A 17,907-nucleotide genomic window follows, 5' to 3' on the forward strand; every position below is an offset into this window, starting at 1 on the left:
GGGAGGGTTCACAAACGGACAAACGCCCCAAAATCCGAAAAGTCACCCCTATTGGAGACCTGCCCGCACCGAGGTGATCCGCGACGTGTTGAAGCCCAGCCAGTGCATCCGGCCCACGTACCGGGCGTGCTCGACCTTGAGGCAGCGGTCCATGATCACGGTCAGCCCGCCCTGCTCGGCGATGTCCGCGCCCTCCTGGTTGACCACCCCGAACTGGGTCCACAGCGTGCCCGCCCCGGCCGCTGCCGCGTCCGTCGCGATCTGCGGCAGCGCGCTCGGCGCCCGGAACACGTTCACCACGTCGATCGGCACCGGCACCTCGGCCAGCGACGGGTACGACACCTCACCGAGGATCGACGACTCCCGCGGATTGACCGGGATCACCCGATAGCCGTGCCGTTTCATGTAGTAGCCGACGAAATAGCTGGCCCGCAGCTCGTTGCCGGACAGCCCGACGATCGCGATCGTCTTCGCCGTGTTGAGCACCCGCTGGATGGTCAGCGCGTCCTGGTAGCCGCTCATCCCGTCACCCCTTCGAACGCCCGGGTCAGGTCCCAGATCAGGTCGTCCACGCTCTCCGTGCCGACCGACAGCCGGACCGTGCCCGGCCCCACCCCGGCGGCCCGCAGCTCGTCGTCGCTGAGCTGCCGGTGCGTGGTGCTGGCGGGGTGGATGATCAGGCTCTTGGCGTCACCCACGTTGGCCAGGTGCGACCACAGCTGCACGCCGCGGATCAGGTCCTGGCCGCCGTCGCGCCCGCCGGCCACGTCGAACGAGAACACCGCGCCCGGCCCGAGCGGCAGGTACTTCTCCACCAGCGGCCGGTACCGGCTGTCCGGTAGCCCGGCCCAGGTGATGTTCGAGGCGAGCGGGTGCTCCGCCAGAAAGGAAGCGATCCGGCGGGCGTTGGCCACGTGCCGGTCCATCCGCAGCGACAGCGTCTCCAGCCCCTGGAGGAACAGGAACGCGTTGAACGGCGACAGCGCCCCGCCCAGGTCGCGCAGTGTCTCCGCGCGCAGCTTCATCAGATAGCCGTAGGTCCCGAACGTCTCATGGAACTTCAGGCCGTGGTACGCCGGAGACGGCTCCGCCACCACCGGGAACCGCCCGTTCGACCAGTCGAACGTGCCCGCCTCCACGACCACCCCGCCGATGCTGGTCCCGTGCCCGCCGATGAACTTGGTCGCCGAGTGCACCACGATGTCCGCGCCCCACTCGATCGGCCGGCACAGGTACGGCGTGGCGAACGTGTTGTCCACGACCAGCGGCAGTTCGCGCTCGTGCGCGATCGTGGCGATCGTCTCGATGTCGAGCACGTTCCCGCCCGGGTTGCCGATCGTCTCGCCGAAGAACGCCTTCGTGTTCTCCCGCACCGCCTTGCGCCACGCCGAGGTGTCGTCCGGATCCACCCAGGACAGCTCCACGTTCAGCTTGCGCAGCAGGTGTTTGAGCTGGTTGACGGTGCCGCCGTAGAGCGCCTGCGAGGCGACCACGTGGTCACCCGGCTCCAGCAGCGTGAACAGCGCCGCCGCCTGGGCCGCGATGCCGCTGGCGAACGCCACCGCCCCGCTGCCGCCCTCCAGGTTCGCCACCCGCTCCTCGAAGACCGCGGTCGTCGGATTCATGATCCGGGAGTACGTGTTCCCGTACTCCTGGAGGTTGAAGTAGGCGGCGGCCGACTCCGGATCCTCGAAGACGTAGCTGGTGGTCTGGAAGATCGGCACCGCCCGGGCGCCGGTGTTCGGGTCGGGCCGCTGCCCGGCGTGCAGTTGCCGGGTCTCGAACCCGAACTCGTGCGGCGGTTCTTCTCTGCTCATGCCTCGCCTTCCAGGAATCGCCGGACGATCGGGGTCTGCCGGGCCTCTTCCAGCAGGAAACAATCGTGCCCGTACGGCGCGTCGATCACGTGGTTCTCCACCGATTTGCCGAGTTTCGTCAGCGTGTCGGCGATCTCCTGGGACGCGGCCGGCGGGTACAGCCAGTCCGAGCTGAACGAGATCAGCAGGGTCCGGGCCCGCACCTCGTCGAGTGGCCCCAGCTCGAAATAGGTCAGCGCCCGGGACAGGTAGAGGTAGGTGTTCGCATCGAACCGCCTGACGAACGCGGCCGCCTGGTGCCGCAGGTAGCTCTCCACCTCGAACTCGGGCTCGGTGAGCGTGTAGTTGAGCCCGTTCTGGAAACGCCGCCCGAACTTCTCGGCCAGCCCCGGCGCGGACAGGTAGGTGATGTGGCCGACCATCCGGGCCACCCCCATCCCGGCGTCCGGCGAGCGGCCGGTCCCGTAGTAGCGCCCGCCCTGCCAGTCCGGGTCCCGCATGATCGACTCGCGGGCGATCGCGTTCCAGGCCACGCCCTGCGGCTGCAGCGCGTGGGTGGACGCGATCACCACGATCGCGTCGACCTGAGTCGGATACCGGACCGCCCATTCGAGTGCCTGCATCCCGCCGAGCGAGCCGCCGGCCACCGCGGCGAGCCGTTCGATGCCGAGCTCGTCGAGGAACGCGCGCTCGCACCGGACCATGTCGGCCACCGTGATCACCGGGAAGTCCGGCCCGTACGGCTCACCCGTCGCCGGGTCGGCCGACGACGGCCCGGTGGTGCCCCGGCAGCCGCCCAGCAGGTTGGTCGACACCACGAACCACCTGTCCGTGTCGAACGCCTTGCCCGGCCCGATCATGCCGTCCCACCAGCCCAGACCCTTGGCGTAACCCTCCCGGGTGCCCTCCTCGGGCGGGCTCGCGGCGATGCCTGCCGCGTGCGCGTCACCGGACAGCGCGTGGCACACCAGGATCACGTTGTCCCGATCGGGGGACAGCGTTCCGTACGTCTCGTAGGCGACCCGGACACCGGTAAGGTCCCGTCCACAGTCCAGGGACAGCGGCTGGGGGAGGTCGAGGAAACGGGTCTCGACGACTCCGACACTCTTCACGGACTCCAACGCTAGGCGTGGACAAGATCATTGTCTAGTGTCCCGATGGGTGTTGTAGATCAAGGCTTCACCAGGGAGGATGCCAGCCATGACGGTCACCGATAACGGAGTCAACGTTCAGGCGCTGCTCGACGCGCGCGAGGCCCTCAAGGGCGCCCCAGAGGCCGCCCAGTTCACCTGGCGGGCCACCGCCAAGTGGGACAAGGGCGTGCACAGCACCACCACCATCGAGAACTTCTACGGCCTCGGCGCCGAACAGTCGCACAAGGCGAGGACCGAGTTCGCCGCCGACCACCCCGAGGTGTTCGCCGCCGAGGACAACGGCATCACCCCGATCGAGTACCTGCTGGTCGGCCTGGCCAGCTGCCTCACCGCCGGCGTCGCGTCGGTCGCCCAGAACCGGGGCGTCCAGCTGCGCTCGGTCACCGCTGTCGTCGAGGGCAACCACGACATCCGCGGCATCCTCGGCGACCCCGACGTCCGTAACGGCTACAACGACATCAAGGTCACCTTCGACATCGACGCCGACGCCTCCAAGGAGGACATCGAGGCGATCGTGGCCCAGTCGCAGAAGCGGTCGGCCGTCTTCGACGCGCTCACCAACCCGACCGACGTGACGGTACAGGTCGCCTGACCTTGGGCGGCAGCGTCACCACGGTCGTCGTCGGGGCGGGGCACGCCGGGCTGGCCGCCAGCCACTTCCTGCGCGAGCGGGGCGTCGACCACGTCGTCCTGGAACGAGGGCTGGTCGCGAACTCGTGGCGCACCGAACGCTGGGACTCGTTGCGGCTGCTCACCCCCAACTGGCTGAGCCGGCTGCCCGGACAGGACTACGACGGCGACGACCCGGACGGGTACATGACGATGGCGGAGGTGGTCGCGTTCATCGAGCGTTTCGCCGCCGGGGCGCCCGTCCGGACCGGGGTGAACGTGACGTCGGTACGGCGTACCGGCGAAGGGTTTGCCGTCGGTGATCTTCGCTGCCGGTCGGTGGTGATCGCCAGTGGCGCGTGCAACGTGCCGGTCGTGCCCGGCTTCGGGGACCTCGGCGTCCATCAGGTCACGCCGTTCGACTACCACAATCCGGACAAGCTGCCGGACGGTGGGGTGCTCGTGGTCGGCGCCTCGGCGACCGGCGTGCAGCTGGCCGCCGAGTTGCGGGCGTCCGGCCGGCACGTGGTGCTCTCGGTGGGGGAGCACACCCGGATGCCGCGACGGCACCGCGGCCGGGACGTGCTGTGGTGGATGCACGAGACCGGCCTGTGGGCGCAGCGCTACGACGAGGTGGACGACCTCGACCGGGCCCGCCGGCTGCCGTCGCCGCAGCTCGCCGGTGGGGCCGACGTCGACCTCAACACGCTGACCGGCGCCGGGGTGGAGCTGGTCGGACGGCTGGCCGCGGTCCGTGACGGGGTGGCGCTGTTCTCCGGCGGGCTGCGCAACGTGTGCTCGCTCGCCGACCTGAAGGCGAACCGGATGCTCGCCGGCTTCGACGAATGGGCCGGGCTGGCCGACCGGGTCGTTCTCCCGCCCACCCGGGTTCCGGAGAAGCCACGGCTGCGGATCGACCTGGGCAGCGGCGAGATCAGCACGATCGTGTGGGCGACCGGGTTCCGGCCCGACTACTCGTGGCTCGACCTGCCGGTCCTCGACGACAAGGGCCGGCTGCGCCACGACGGCGGCGTGACCGGCATCCCCGGGCTGTACGCCCTGGGCCTGCCGGTGCTACGCCGCCGCCGGTCGACCTTCCTGCACGGGATCGAGGACGACGCCCGCTACGTCGTGGATCACCTGATCCGTACGTTGCGCGGCACCTTCGACCAGTCGGTGTCCGAGGCCAGGTAGAAGCTCGGGTAGGACGGCTGGTTGTAGGTGGTCTGCTGGCGGGCCACCTCGACCCGGTACTGCGGATCCTGCATCAGCGTGTACAGCTTGTGGTTCGTCACCTCGGTGCTCAGGTGGATCCGGATCGCCGAGCTGTCCACCGTCCGGACCAGCAGCTCCTCCCGCCAGTCGCCGAGGACGTCGGCGACCAGGCCCGGGTTGCCCTTCGTGCCGTTGTTGGCCCGGGTCCCGTCGGCGGTCAGCAGCCGCCCCCGGATCCAGTCGTCGATCGTCGGCGTCACCTCCTGCGCGCCGTTGACGATCTGCGTGGTCAGGTCGGCCGACCACCTGATGCTCGCGTTCGTGCCGGGGATCGTGCTGGTCAGCACCTCGCCGGTGGCGCTGTGCAGGCCGAGCGCCTCGGATCCGCCGGGCATGCTCGCCCACGACTCGACACCCCGCGTGCCGGGCAGCACGTCACCGACCATGCCCCGGCCGGTGTCCCGGCCCGAGTACGTCCCGAACAGCACCTCGCCGGTCTTCGCGTCCCGCATCGCCATGCCGTACGGGGCCGACGTGGCGCCCTCGTGCACGGTGAAGATCTCCAGCCCGGGGCGGTCCGGGTCGATGTCGGTCACGTGCATGGCGTCGCCGTGCCCGAGCCTTTGGTTTTCACCGGTCGGGAGCGCATCGAACGAGGAGTAGAGCACCTCACCGTTGTCGTCTATCGTCGCCGAGCCGTAGACGATCTCCTGCCTGCCATCTTGATCGACATCCGCCGCGCTCAGCGAATGGAAGCCCTGAGTAGTTATATTTCCGTATTTGTCGGAAGTACCGTCCCGGCCGTGCGGGGAGTCGTTGAACGGGTTCGTCATCGGCGTCCAGCCCGAATCGACATACCAGTCCTCGACCAGCTTGCGGCCGGTCCAGCGGTAGGAGACCAGGGTCGTGCGGGTGTAGTAGCCACGGGCGAACACCGCCGACGGGTGCCTGCCGTCCAGATAGGCCACCCCGGCCAGGAACCGGTCCACCCGGTTGGCCGGCTCGATCCGGGCCATCGCATAGTCGCCCCACATCAGGCCGTCGTCGTGGCGGCCCGGCTTGTAGTCGATGGTCTGCAACTCACGTCCGGTGGCGCCTTCGAAGACGGTCAGATACTCCGGGCCGTCGACGATGAACCCCTCGAACGCGCGCAGGTTGTTACGGGTGCTGCGGGACGGGGCGTAGACGTCCATGAAGTAGTCGGTCAGTTTCTCGGCGTCGGCGCGGCTCAGCGGGTACGGGTACTGCGGCGCGATGCCGAACGCCTGCTCCAGCGTCGCCGGCCAGTGCCCCGCCATCACCTCCGGGTGCTTGTCCCAGCCGAGGAACATCTGCACGACGTGTTCGTGGTATCCGGCCGCGCTCAGCCGGTGGTCCTCGGTCGGCGCGTGGCCGGGGGTGGTGATGAACCGCTCGCGCCCGTTACGGATCGTCTTCGTGCCGGGGGCGGTCTTCATCATCATCTCCGAGCGGCCGTCGCCGTCGAAGTCGTACACCAGGAACTGGGTGTAGTGCGCGCCCGCCCGGATGTTCACGCCCAGGTCGATGCGGTGCAGCAGGGTGCCGTCGGCCCGGTAGGTGTCGACGTAGACCGGCCCGGTGTACCCGAGCTGGGAGACGTCCTTCGAGTTCGACGGGTCCCACTTGACGATGTACTCGTACCGCCCGTCGCCGTCCACGTCGCCGACGCTCATGTCGTTCGCCGAGTAGGTGTACGCCTCGCCGGCCGGGGTCACACCGTCGGCCGGCTTCTGCAGCGGCAGCTCGGTGTAGTTCGTCGCCCACGGGGTGACCGTTCCTGATCCGCTGACCCGGTAGCGGGAGGTGGCCGTACCCTCGCGGTCCAGGAAGTTGGTGCTGTCGGTGACCGTCGCGATCCGCCGGCCATCCCGGTAGACCGCGAAGTTCGCGCCGGTCAGGCCGGTCGCCGAGGAGCCGGTGGCCTCGTTCGCCAGCAGCCGCCAGCTCAGGAAGACGCCCTCGCCGGTCGAGGCCGCGACCAGGCCCCGATCCAGGCGTTCCATCAACGGACCGCCGCGGGGATGCGCGGCGACGGGCGACGCGGGCAGGGCGGCGGCCAGGACGGCTGCCACGACGCACAATCTTCCGGTACGGAGCCACATGCTCTTCGTTCCTCCCGAGGGAAGGTGCTGTAGGAAAGCGCTTTCCAGGGAGTCTGCAACGGCCATCGGCGGCCGTCAACGTTTCCGGTAAGTAAAGTCGTGGATCGTTTCAGATATCCTGGCATCGCTCCTTGCAAGATCGACTTGGAACAGTTCAAATCTGCGGACTCGGCGCGCCGTGCGATGTGCTCGACGGCAAGACATCGGATGGTTTCAATGGATTCGTGATCCCAGTCGCCGTGAACTCGACACCGTCGCCCGCGATCCACCCGGCCTGGCTGCCGCCGGAGTCGTTCCGCGCTCTGGGTTCGCGCCGGATCCGGGTCGACGCCACCGGTCCGCTCGCCGACACCGTCCGCGCCGAGGTGTCCCGGGCCTGCGACCTCTTCGGCGGAACCGTGCAACCGACGGGCGCACCGGCCGACCTGATTCTGGCACTCGACCCGGGCCGTTCCGGTGACGGCTTCCGCCTGGGGCGGCGCGGGGCGGTGACGGTGGTCGTCGCCGACGGGGCCTCCGGACTGCTCTACGGCCTGTTCGAGGTGGTCCGCCGCGGCGAGGCCGCTTTCGATCAGACGCTCGCCGACGAACGTCAGGAACCCGCCTTCGGCCTGCGCGTCCTGGACCACTGGGACAACGTGTTCGTGCACCGGGTGATGGGCCAGGTCGAGCGGGGCTACTCCGGCGGCTCGATCTTCTGGCAGGACGGCCGTCTCCGCGACGACCTCACCCGGGTCGGCGACTACGCACGGTTGCTAGCGGCGTCCGGCATCAACGCGGTCACCGTCAACAACGTCAACGTCCACGCCGGCGAGACCCACCTGCTCACCGACCGGCTCGGCGAGGTCGCGACGATCGCGTCAACCCTGCGGCCGTACGGGATCCGCCTGCACCTGTCGATCAACTTCGCCGCCCCCGTCATCCTGGGGGACCTGCCGACCGCCGACCCCCTCGACCCGGACGTCCGCCGCTGGTGGTCGGACACCACCGACCGGGTGTTCGAGACGATCCCCGACTTCGGTGGCTACCTGGTGAAAGCCGACTCCGAAGGCCAGCCCGGCCCGTTCAGCTACGGCCGGACCCACGCCGACGGCGCCAACATGCTGGCCGACGCGCTGGCCCCGCACGGCGCCCCGGTCCGGTGGCGGGCGTTCGTCTACAACCACCGTCAGGACTGGCGCGACCGCAGCACCGACCGGGCCCGCGCCGCCCACGACCACTTCGCGCCGCTCGACGGACAATTCCGGGACAACGTGATCCTCCAGGTCAAGCACGGGCCGATGGACTTCCAGACCCGCGAGCCGGTGTCGCCGGTCCTGCTCGCCATGCCGAACACCCGCCTGGCCGTCGAACTGCAGGTCACCCAGGAGTACACCGGCCAGCAGAGACACGTCTGCTACCTGCCGCCGATGTGGAGCGGGGTGCTCGGCTTCCACCCCACCGGCGACGACGCCCCGACCTTGGCGGAGCGCGTGTCCGCCGGGCCGGCCGGCTCTGCCTCCCGGTCCGGCCCTGGGCGGTCGCCGGCCGGCGTCGGCACCGGTGGGCGCGCCTCCGTCCGTACCGCGGCGGGGGGTGTCCTGTCGGCCGTTGCCAACGTGGGTGATGACCCGTTCTGGACCGGGCATCCGCTGGCGCAGGCCAACCTCTACGCGGTCGGCCGCCTGGCCTGGACCCCGGACCGCGCCCCGGCCGCGATCCTCGACGAGTGGATCACGCTGACGTTCCCGGCCGCCCCGGCCGCCCTGCGGCACGTCCTGCACGCACTGATGGACGACTCGTGGGAGACGTACGAGCAGTACACCGCCCCGCTCGGGGTGGGTTTCATGGTCCGGCCCGGCCACCATTACGGCCCTGATGTGGATGGCTACGAGTACACCCCGTGGGGGACCTACCACTTCGCCGACCGGGACGGCGTGGGCGTCGACCGGACCGCCGCCACCGGAACGGGTTTCACCACCCAGTACCCGGTCCCGTGGTCGGAGCGTTTCGAGCACCCGGGCACCTGCCCCGACGAGCTGCTGCTGTTCTTCCACCACGTCCCGTACGCCCACGTGCTGCACAGCGGCTCGACGGTGATTCAGCACATCTACGACACCCACTTCGCCGGGGCCCAGCGGGTGGCCGAGATGCAGTCCAGGTGGGCGGAGGCGGACGGGCTGGTCGCCCCGGCCCTGCATGCCCGGGTGACCGAGCGCCTGGCCGAGCAGCGCCGCAGCGCCGAGGAGTGGCGCGACCAGCTCAACACCTATTTCCACCGCAAGTCCGGCATCCCCGACGCGAAGGGCCGCCCCATCCACTGACCCCGGCCCGGCTCACTGTCCGAATCGACGATCATGCTCTAGGCTGCGTCGATGTCTGCTCGTGCCGCCCGGCTGCTGGCGGTTCCGTTCGTTCTCCTCGCCTGCGCGCTACGTTTCGCCGAGGATCTCTGGCTGCAAACGCTCACCTGGGGCATCGAGCCTGGCTGGGCCGGGCTGCTCGTCGCGTTCGCCGTGCTCGGCGTCACCCTCGGCGCCCCGCTGGCCGGCTATCTACTGGTGACCAGGCAGGCGCGCAAACGGCCGGCGGCCTGGGAGATCTCGCCCGACGGCCGGCGCTTCGTGGCCGGGTCGTCCCCGGCGGGAATGGGCGCGTCGGCGGTGATCATCGGGTGGATGGCGGGTGGCCTCGTCCCGACCGAACGGGTGCCCGGCGAGGATCAGAAACGGATCGCCGAGCTCGGCGCCTTCACCACGGTCATGACGGTGCTCGCGGTGCTGGTGCTGGTGTTCGCGCTCTGGCTGGTCGTGGGCCGGTGGCCGTGGCTGGAACCCGACCGGGAGGCCGTGACGATCAAACGGCTGATCAGGGTGACCAGGACTCCCTGGGATGAGGTTCCGGCCGACCTGCGGGAGATCAAGGTCCCTGGTGGCGGCCTGCACATCGCCCCGAAGTTCCTGGGGTTCACGCTCCAGACCTACCAGACCGATCCGGCCCGCCGGGACGCGATCGGCACCGAATCCGAGGCGGCCCGGCTGGCGCACGACCACCAGCCGTAGCCCACCGCGGTCTCGCGGTGCGGATTCCCGCGGTGAGCGACGGCCGAGGCCGCCGGCCGTCGCTGACGGTGGTTTCGGGGTGCGTTTTCCCGCGGTGGGCGACGGCTGAGCCCGCCGGCCGTCGTTCACGGTGGTTTCGGGGTGCGGATTCCCGTGGTGGGCGACGGCCGGGAGGTCCGGCCGTCGCGTACGGCGGTTATCGGGTACGGATTCCAGGGGTGGGCGACGGCTGGCGGTCGCGCCCCGGGAACACGGCGACCCCGTTCGGGCCGAGGGTACGGACGGGATGGCCGGACAGCAGGTCGACGCCGTCGCAGGTGGCCGGCAGGTCGACGGGTGACGGCCCGTGGTTGAGGACGAACAGGAGACGGTCGCCGTCCGGGGTGACGCGCACGGCCGTCTCCACGTCCGGCAGATCGGCGCACGGCCCGAGCAGCCCGTGCCGGGCCAGCACCGGGCGGACCACCGCGGTCACCCCGGCGTCGTCGAGGGCGGCCCCCACATACCAGGCATGACCGGCGCCCCAGGCGTTACGGGTGACGGCCGCCGTCCCCGCGTAGAAGTCCGCCCCGTAGGTTCCGACGACCTCCGCGCCCTGCGGGATGACCAGCTCGAACAGCAGCCGCGACTCGAACGTCGAGCCGTTCATGGTCACCGGGTTGACGTAGGCGGCTTCGCGGGCGTCCCACTCGTCGACCCGGATCCCGAGGAGCGGGCCGAGCGGGTCGGTCAGGAAGGCGTTGTCGTCCTCGTCGACCCGGCCGGACAGGAAGGTGGTGAGCACCGTCCCGCCGCGGAACGCGACCGCCGCGAGCCGGTCCGCGAGGTCGTTCTTGATCATGTGGAGGGCGGGCGCCACCACCACGTCGTAGTCGTCCAGAGCGGCGGTCACCGGGAGCACGTCGAGGTCGGCGCCGAGCTGCCACAGCGCCCGGTGGTACGCGGTGACCACGTCCAGGTAGCGGACCAGCCGGGACGGCCCGTCCGAGATCTCCAGCGCCCACCAGCTGTCCCAGTCGAACAGCAGCGCCACCCGCGCCGGCGTCCGCGCGCCCAGGGTGATCCCGCCCAGGGCCGAGAGCTCCGCGCCGAGATCGGCGACCTCCCGGAACACCCGGGTGTCGGACCGGCCGGCGTGCCCGATCACCGCGCCGTGGTACTTCTCGCTGGCCCCGCGACCGGCGCGCATCTGGAAGAACAGCACCGCGTCGGCCCCGTGCGCGACCGCCTGCCAGCTCCACAGCCGCATCACGCCGGGCCGTTTGAGCGGGTTGACGTCCCGGCACGCGGTGACGCTGGGTGTCTGTTCCATGAGCCAGAACGGCTGCCCGCCCTTGATCCCGCGCATCAGGTCGTGGGCCAGCGCCATCCGGGCCGCCGACCGGTCATCGGGCGGATAGTTGTCCCAGGAGACGAGGTCGAGGTCGGCCGCCCACCGGTGGTAGTCGATCGGCCGGTAGAGCCCCATGAAGTTGGTCGTCACAGGCGTGTCCGGATCTGATCGCCGGATCGCCGCCTTCTCGTCCCGGTAGTTCGCCAGCATCGCGTCCGACATGAACCGCAGATAGTCGAGGGTGATGCCCTGGAAGGCGGTGTGGTCGGGGCCGCGCCAGTGTTCGGTGAGAGCCGACGGCGGTTCGATCTCGTCCCAGTCGGTGAACGTGTGCGACCAGAAGGTGGTGTACCAGGCGGCGTTCAGCCCGGCGAGGGAACCGTACCGCGCCCGCAGCCACTCCCGGAAACCGGCGGCGCAGAGGTCGCAGTAGCAGGCCCCGCCGTACTCGTTGCCGACGTGCCACGCGACGATCGCCGGATTGCCGGCGTAACGCTGGGCGATCCGCCGGGCGACCTCCACGGCGAAGCGCCGGAAGTCCGGCGAGCTCGGGCACGAGTTGTGCCGCTGCCCGAACCGATGCTTCCGCCCCTCGAAATCGGTCCGGGTGACCGACGGGAAACGGCGGGCCATCCACGCCGGATGCGCGCCGGTGCCGGTGGCGAGACAGATCCGCCGGCCGGCGGCCGCCGCCCGCTCGAGGATCGCGTCCAGGACGCTGAAGTCGTAGGCGTCCGGGCCGGGCTGCGTCAGCGCCCACGTGAACACACCCACCGTGAGCGTGTCGATGTGTGCGGCGTCGAACAGCCGATGATCGTCCTCCCACACATCCTTCGGCCACTGCTCCGGGTTGTAGTCGCCCCCATATGGGATCTTCACGCCACGAACTCCTTCCGGACCACGGCGACCAGCGGCCGGGCATTGCCCAGCAGCGCCACGACCAGCAGCGACACGGCCAGCGCAAGCGCGGCCTCGGACCACAGCCAGACCACGGCGAGAGCGACCACGATCAGGCAGGCGTTACTCACCGTCACCCCAAAAAGGCGGATCATCAGGTACGCCGAAAGCCGCGCGACATCACGGAAACGGAACACGAACAGTGACGTGATCACCAGAGCGTTCAGCATCCACAGGGTGGCCCCGGCGATCACGATCAGCTGCGGAACCCCGGGATCGGCCAGGTTCGGGGTGACCACGAGCAGCCACAGCCCCCACACCTTCAACGCGCCCGCCGCGTTCAGCCAGTAGCCGCGGAGGAACGCCGCGCCCGGATGAAGATCGGTCAGGTCGAGCCGCCGCCGGTCCAGCGCGTAGATCGCCGCCGACAGCGCCGGCCCGGCCGGGAGCACGCCGAGAGCCGCGAGCGGCAGGTTCGACGCGTCCCGGTCGAGGAACACCAGCAGGACCAGGCCCGGCCCGGCCGTCACCAGGGTCAGCAGCCCGACGGCGAGCAGGGTGTAGATCATCGCGGCGGCCTGGGACAGCAGCCCGGTTCCGAACCGTTCGCCGAGCGCGGTGTTCACGACGCCCCCAGCAGGCGGCTGTCGTCCCACCAGGACGGTGTCTGGTCGCACACCGGGGTGATCTCCAGCAGGGTCACCTCGTGCCGGGCCAGCGTCAGGTCGAGCGTGATGCGCCCGTTGACGACAGGCAGCCCGCGATGGCTGCGGACCGGCTCGGCGGCCTCCCGCAGCGCGTCGAGCTGCCGGTGCGCCGGTGACGCCGGGCGGCCCATCTCCCGCCACGCCGTCCACGCGTTGCCACGGTCCTCGTCGACCGACGAGCGCATCAGGAAGGCCGACGACCCGGTCATCGGCGCCGACAGCCGCAACGAATGTGAGGACGGCGAATTCCGCAGATCCTGGTGGTCGACCGGCGCCCAGGCGAGAACGGTCACCCGCCCGGTGGAATCGGTCGTCATCAGGTGGTGCGGGCCGCGCGACAGCAGTTCGTCGGCCATGCGCGCCAGGAACGCGTACAGATGGAAGGTCGGCTTTTTGATCTGCCGATGGGTGAGCAGGCCGAAACCGCCGTGGAACAACGCGACCGGAATGCCCTCCTCCTCGAACATGTCGCTGAACGTCCAGTAGGAGAACGAGTCGGCGTGATCGCCGCCGGAGGCGACGACAGGCGCCAGATAGGCGGCGTGGAAAGCGGTGTCGTGGATCGGGTTGTCCGGCCGGTAGGACGAGTTGAATTCGGTGATGTGCACCGGAAGCCCGGCCAGCGGCGTGCCGGCCAGCTGTTTGCGCGGCAGCGCGAACTGTTCCAGCAGACGGGCGGCCGGGGCCAGCGTCTGATGCGTTCCGAACGGCACGTGCTGGGCCGGGCCGGAGGTGTACGCGTGCCGGCTCACGAAATCGATCGGCACGTCCCGGGCGATCACGAATTCGGCGAACGTCTCCAGCCATTTGTCCGAACCGGGGGAGATGGCCGGGCCGCCGACCTGGAGATCCGCGTCCACATCCTTGATCGTGGTCGCGCTGATCTCGTAGAGGCGGTGATAGGCGTCCGCGCCGAGCCAGAACTGGGTCAGATTCGGCTCGTTCCACACCTCGATCGGCCATTGCCGGACCTCGGCCAGCCCGTATCGGTCGACCAGGTGGGTGACCGTGTCGCGGACCAGATCGGCCCAGGCCGACCAGGACCGCGGCGGGGTGATGTTGCCCTTCCACCAGAACACCGTCTGATCGCCCGAGGCCAGGCCGTCCGGCATGAAACCGAGCTCCAGGAACGGCCTGACGCCCAGTTCCAGGTACGCGTCGACGACCTGGTCCAGATAGGTGAACGAGTGCCGCACGTGCTCGTGGCCGAGGTGCGGGAACGGCCGGTGGATGCCCATTCCGTCGCTGAACAGGCCGTGCCCGCGAATGTGCCGGAACCCGATCTCCCGCTGGACGAGGGCGAGCGAATCCTGATAGTCCCGGCGCAGCGCGAGTTCCATCCGGCCGGTTCCGACACACGCGCGCCAGGCGGCCGGCAACCGGCTCACCCGTGCTCTTTCTTGTAGCGGTCGTACGCCTTGTTCACGGTGTCCACGTACTTGCCGGAGTTCTTGCCCTCCAGCTCCTTGACGTAGGCGTCCCACTCCGACAACGGGCGCTGCCCGAGCGCGAACTTCAGCGTGTTCTGGAAGACGTGGTCCTTCAGCCCGGAGTCCCAGAGAGTGACCTGCTCGCGTTCCTCGATGGTCAGCGGCGCGGGCGGCGGCACCGGCCGGACCTGCCGTTTGTTCATCTCGGCCTGGAATGCCTTCTCCTCGTCGGAGAACTGCGAATTGAGCATGGCGGTGCTGCCGCCGTACGCGAAGACGCCGTTGAAGAATCCGAAGTCGACCTGCAGATCCTTGGTGGCGTCCGGGTTGAGGCCGGCCCACTTGATGCCCGGGTCCAGTTTGAACGTGCCGTCGTCGACCTTGCCGGAGTAGGTCTGGCCCTCGATGCCCCACTTGCTGAACATCAGGCCCGCGTCGGAATACCAGAGCCAGTCGATGAACTGCATCATGGCCACGAAGTTCTTCGACTCCAGTGCCTTCTTCGAGATCATGATGCCGTTCTCGAGGCGGGTCTCGCCGGGCAGGGTGGCGCCGGCCGGCCCGATCGGGAGGATCATCTTGGCCACCGTGGCGCCGGGCAGCTTCGCGATGTCCTTGCGGGCCTCGTTCACCACGGTCTGCGCGTTCGCGCTGATCACAAAAGACTTGCCGGTGGCGAACTTCTGCCGGGCCACGTCGTCGGTCTGGGTGAAGCTCTCCGGGTCGAGCAGGCCCTCCTTCACCAGCGTGTGCACGTACTCCAGCATCTGCCGGTACTGGTCCATCGCCCCGGTGTAGACGAACCGGCTCGCGGTGGCGTCCCAGTAGACCGGGTTCCAGCCCCATGCGGCTTTGGTGCCGTACGCCGTACCGATGAGATTGAGAAGGTTGTTGCCTCCCGGCAACGGTGGCGTGCTCCAGCGGTCGGACAACGGGTATTGGTCGGGGTAGGCCTTCTTCATCTCGCGCAGCACGCCGGTCAGGTCGTCCCAGGTCTCCGGCGCGGTCAGGCCGAGCTTGGTCATGATGTCGGTGCGGACCGCCAGCGTGTAGTCCTGCCAGGCGTTCTCGTGCAGGCCGGGGAGCAGGTAGAACTTGCCGTCCTGGGCCTTGAACCCGTCCAGGTTGCCCTGCAGGTTCCAGCGGGAGACCTTGTCCTGGAAATGCGGCATCAGGTCGACGTAGTCACTGACCGGCAGGATCGCCCCACCGGCGATGAACGCCTCCTCGTCCGGGTGGTAGGTCTTCGGGATGATGAACGGCGCGTCCCCGGCGCTCACCATCACGCTGCGCTTCTGGTTGTAGTCACTGCCGGGCACGGCCGTCGATTCCAGCGTCACATTGGTACGCGCGGCCAGCTCCTTGAAGAACGGCCAGTCCGCCTTGTACGGGTAGGCCGCGTTGCTCAGCATCATGATCGGGAAGGTCAGCGGCTCGGTGGCCTTGAACTGATCGCCGACCTTGAAACCGTCCATGGCGCCGGCCCGCTTGTCCTCGGTCGACGTGTCGCCGCCGTCGTCGCTGCAACCGGCGAGCCCGGCCACGGCCGCGGCGCCCGCGGCGGTCAGGAGATGACGTCTGGTCAGCTGGATCATGGGGGAGGGCTCCTAGCCTTTGACGGCGCCGAGCATGACGCCGGAGACGAAATATCGCTGGATGAAGGGGTAGACGAGCATGATCGGCAGCATGATCAGGACGATCGTGACGGCCTGGATGCTCGCGGCGATCTGCAGCGCGGCCTCGCTGGTGGCGGTGTTGTCGGTGCCCGAGGTCGCGCCGGCGATAAGGTTGCGCAGGTAGACGGTGACCGGGAACAGCTCCTGCCGGTCCATGTAGAGGAACCCGGCGAACCAGGAGTTCCAGAAACTCACCGCGTAGAACAGCAGCATGGTGGCGAGCACCGCCTTGGACAGCGGCAGCACGATCCGCAGCAGCGTGCCGTACGTGCCGGTGCCGTCGACCGCGGCCGCCTCCTCCAACTCGGTCGGCAGGCTCTCGAAGAACGCCTTCATCACGAGCAGGTTGAAGACACTGATCGCGTTGGGCAGCACGATCGCCCACAGCGTGTTGCGCAGGCCCAGGGAGCTGACCAGCACGTAGTTGGGGATGAGGCCGCCGTTGAAGAACATCGTGAACACCGCGATCCCGACGAGCAGGCCGCGTCCCTTCAGGTTCTTCTTCGACAGCACGTACGCGTAACAGGTGGTCAGGACCAGCGCGATGGCGGTGGCCACGACGGTGTAGAACACGGTGTTGCGGTAGTTGGTCCAGAACATGGCGTCGGACATGACACGTTCGTACGTGGTGAGGTTGAAGCCTTTCGGCCAGATGCTCACCTGGCCGGACCGGATCTCCTGCTCGCCGCTGAACGAGCGGGCCACGATGTTGACGAACGGGAAAAGGGTCACCAGCACCACGAGAGTCAGCACGAACCCGTTGACCAGCTGGAACGCCCGGTAGCCCCGGGTCGCGGTCACCACAGGCTCGTCCCCGCCACGCGGCGCGACAGCGAGTTCGCGCCGAGCACCAGCGCCAGCCCGATCAGCGACTCGAACAGTCCGATCGCGGCGGCGTAACTGAAACTTCCCGACACGATGCCGACGCGATACAGGTACGTGGCGACGACATCCGCGGTCACGTAGGTCAGCGGGTTGTAGAGCAGCAGGATCTTCTCGAACCCGACCGCCAGGAACGTGCCGATGTTCAGGATCAGCAGCGTGATCATGGTCGGCCGGATGCCCGGCAGCGTCACGTGCCAGGTCTGCCGCCAGCGGTTCGCGCCGTCGACCTTGGCCTGGTCGTACAGGTCGCTGTCGATCGTGGTCAGCGCGGCCAGGTACAGGATCGTGCCCCAGCCGACGGTCTGCCACACCTCCGACGACACGTAGATGGTCCGGAACCAGCCCGGTTCCTGGATGAACGCGACCGGATCCTGACCGATCGCCCGCAGACCCTGATTGACCACGCCGTCGATCGAGACGGTCTGCAGGATCAGGCCGGCCACCACCACGATCGACAGGAAGTGCGGCAGGTAGGAGACGGTCTGCACGAAACCCTTCAGCCAGCGGGTACGGACCTCGTTGAGCAGCAGGGCCAGCATGATCGGCAGCGGGAAACAGAACAGCAGCGTGAGAGCGCCGATCACCACGGTGTTCGTGAAGACCTGCCAGAACGTCGGATCGGCGAGGAACATCCGGAAATACCGGAGCCCCACCCAGTACTCGCCGAGCAGGTCACCGCCGGGCTCGTACCGCCGGAACGCGATCACGTTCCCGAGCATCGGCAGATAGCGAAAAACGAGGAAGAACAGCAGCGGGAGTACGGCCAGCGAGTACAGCTGCCAGTCCCGGCGCAGAGCCTGCGCCCAGGAGCGGCGACGCGGCCGCATCGGGGTGTCGGGTGGATCCTCAGTGGAACGGGACGGGCTTGCCTGGGCTGTCAGCATGAGCCAGCCTTCCGAAACTTTCATCGAACGACCGGGATGTATGGCGGCGAACCTAAGTCCGTTACGAATCGATGTCAAGCCTGCTGAGGGCGCTCCTCGGATGGCGATCAACAGTGGACTACATCGATCTCTTGTG

The 17,907-nt window shown here is 68.8% G+C and carries 14 protein-coding genes; 4 read left to right on the top strand and 10 right to left on the bottom strand.

Features of this window, described 5'->3' with window-relative positions:
- Positions 1-48: 48 nt before the first annotated feature.
- From AB0E94_RS34005 to AB0E94_RS34015, 3 genes are read right to left on the bottom strand one after another with little or no spacing between them, the layout of a single operon-like run.
- Positions 49-522 carry a CoA-binding protein gene (locus tag AB0E94_RS34005; RefSeq protein ID WP_360335000.1) on the bottom strand — a complete coding sequence of 158 codons (474 nt, stop codon included), beginning with the start codon at positions 520-522 and terminating at the stop codon, positions 49-51.
- Positions 519-1,817 (bottom strand): O-acetylhomoserine aminocarboxypropyltransferase/cysteine synthase family protein, encoded by a 1,299-nt coding sequence (locus tag AB0E94_RS34010; protein WP_360335002.1) that lies wholly within the window; start codon positions 1,815-1,817, stop codon positions 519-521. Before AB0E94_RS34010 ends, AB0E94_RS34005 begins: the two co-directional genes overlap by 4 nt.
- On the bottom strand, positions 1,814-2,929 hold the full coding sequence (locus tag AB0E94_RS34015) for a homoserine O-acetyltransferase (protein ID WP_360335004.1): 1,116 nt from the start codon (positions 2,927-2,929) through the stop codon (positions 1,814-1,816). The genes AB0E94_RS34010 and AB0E94_RS34015 overlap by 4 nt, the downstream gene beginning before the upstream one ends.
- A gap of 88 nt (positions 2,930-3,017) precedes the next feature.
- Between AB0E94_RS34015 and AB0E94_RS34020 the strand changes: the two genes are divergently transcribed.
- Complete coding sequence (locus AB0E94_RS34020; protein WP_360335006.1) at positions 3,018-3,563, top strand: OsmC family protein; 546 nt, start codon at positions 3,018-3,020, stop codon at positions 3,561-3,563.
- A gap of 2 nt (positions 3,564-3,565) precedes the next feature.
- A complete protein-coding gene (locus AB0E94_RS34025) occupies positions 3,566-4,774 on the top strand; it encodes an NAD(P)-binding domain-containing protein (protein WP_360335008.1) in 1,209 nt (402 codons plus the stop codon).
- On the opposite strand, the gene AB0E94_RS34030 is transcribed toward AB0E94_RS34025, so the two are convergent.
- Positions 4,717-6,888, bottom strand: a complete 2,172-nt coding sequence (locus AB0E94_RS34030) for a rhamnogalacturonan lyase (protein WP_360335010.1) — start codon at positions 6,886-6,888, stop codon at positions 4,717-4,719. The two genes, AB0E94_RS34025 and AB0E94_RS34030, sit on opposite strands and share 58 nt — an antisense overlap.
- A gap of 254 nt (positions 6,889-7,142) precedes the next feature.
- On the opposite strand from AB0E94_RS34030, the gene AB0E94_RS34035 reads away from it, so the two are divergent.
- Positions 7,143-9,221, top strand: coding sequence for an alpha-glucuronidase (locus AB0E94_RS34035; RefSeq protein WP_360335012.1), 2,079 nt, complete (start codon positions 7,143-7,145; stop codon positions 9,219-9,221).
- A 51-nt stretch (positions 9,222-9,272) separates the two neighbouring features.
- The gene (locus tag AB0E94_RS34040; protein ID WP_360335014.1) at positions 9,273-9,959 is read left to right on the top strand and encodes a hypothetical protein; all 687 of its coding nucleotides are present in this window, start codon (positions 9,273-9,275) and stop codon (positions 9,957-9,959) included.
- A 196-nt stretch (positions 9,960-10,155) separates the two neighbouring features.
- Here AB0E94_RS34040 and AB0E94_RS34045 read toward each other — a convergent pair whose 3' ends face one another.
- From AB0E94_RS34045 to AB0E94_RS34070, 6 genes are read right to left on the bottom strand one after another with little or no spacing between them, the layout of a single operon-like run.
- Positions 10,156-12,171: a beta-galactosidase gene (locus tag AB0E94_RS34045; RefSeq protein WP_360335016.1), complete on the bottom strand. Its 2,016-nt coding sequence runs from the start codon at positions 12,169-12,171 to the stop codon at positions 10,156-10,158.
- Entirely contained in the window at positions 12,168-12,815 is a 648-nt protein-coding gene (locus AB0E94_RS34050) for a hypothetical protein (RefSeq protein ID WP_360335018.1), read from the bottom strand. Before AB0E94_RS34050 ends, AB0E94_RS34045 begins: the two co-directional genes overlap by 4 nt.
- A complete protein-coding gene (locus AB0E94_RS34055; RefSeq protein WP_360335020.1) occupies positions 12,812-14,284 on the bottom strand; it encodes a xylan 1,4-beta-xylosidase in 1,473 nt (490 codons plus the stop codon). The genes AB0E94_RS34050 and AB0E94_RS34055 overlap by 4 nt, the downstream gene beginning before the upstream one ends.
- Entirely contained in the window at positions 14,281-15,921 is a 1,641-nt protein-coding gene (locus tag AB0E94_RS34060) for an extracellular solute-binding protein (RefSeq protein ID WP_360335022.1), read from the bottom strand. The genes AB0E94_RS34055 and AB0E94_RS34060 overlap by 4 nt, the downstream gene beginning before the upstream one ends.
- 12 nt (positions 15,922-15,933) lie before the next feature.
- The gene (locus AB0E94_RS34065; protein ID WP_360335024.1) at positions 15,934-16,803 is read right to left on the bottom strand and encodes a carbohydrate ABC transporter permease; all 870 of its coding nucleotides are present in this window, start codon (positions 16,801-16,803) and stop codon (positions 15,934-15,936) included.
- Positions 16,800-17,771 (bottom strand): ABC transporter permease subunit, encoded by a 972-nt coding sequence (locus AB0E94_RS34070; RefSeq protein WP_360335026.1) that lies wholly within the window; start codon positions 17,769-17,771, stop codon positions 16,800-16,802. The genes AB0E94_RS34065 and AB0E94_RS34070 overlap by 4 nt, the downstream gene beginning before the upstream one ends.
- Between the last annotated feature and the right edge of the window lie 136 nt (positions 17,772-17,907).

It is taken from the genome of Actinoplanes sp. NPDC026670 (assembly GCF_040638175.1).
Taxonomy (GTDB): domain Bacteria; phylum Actinomycetota; class Actinomycetes; order Mycobacteriales; family Micromonosporaceae; genus Actinoplanes.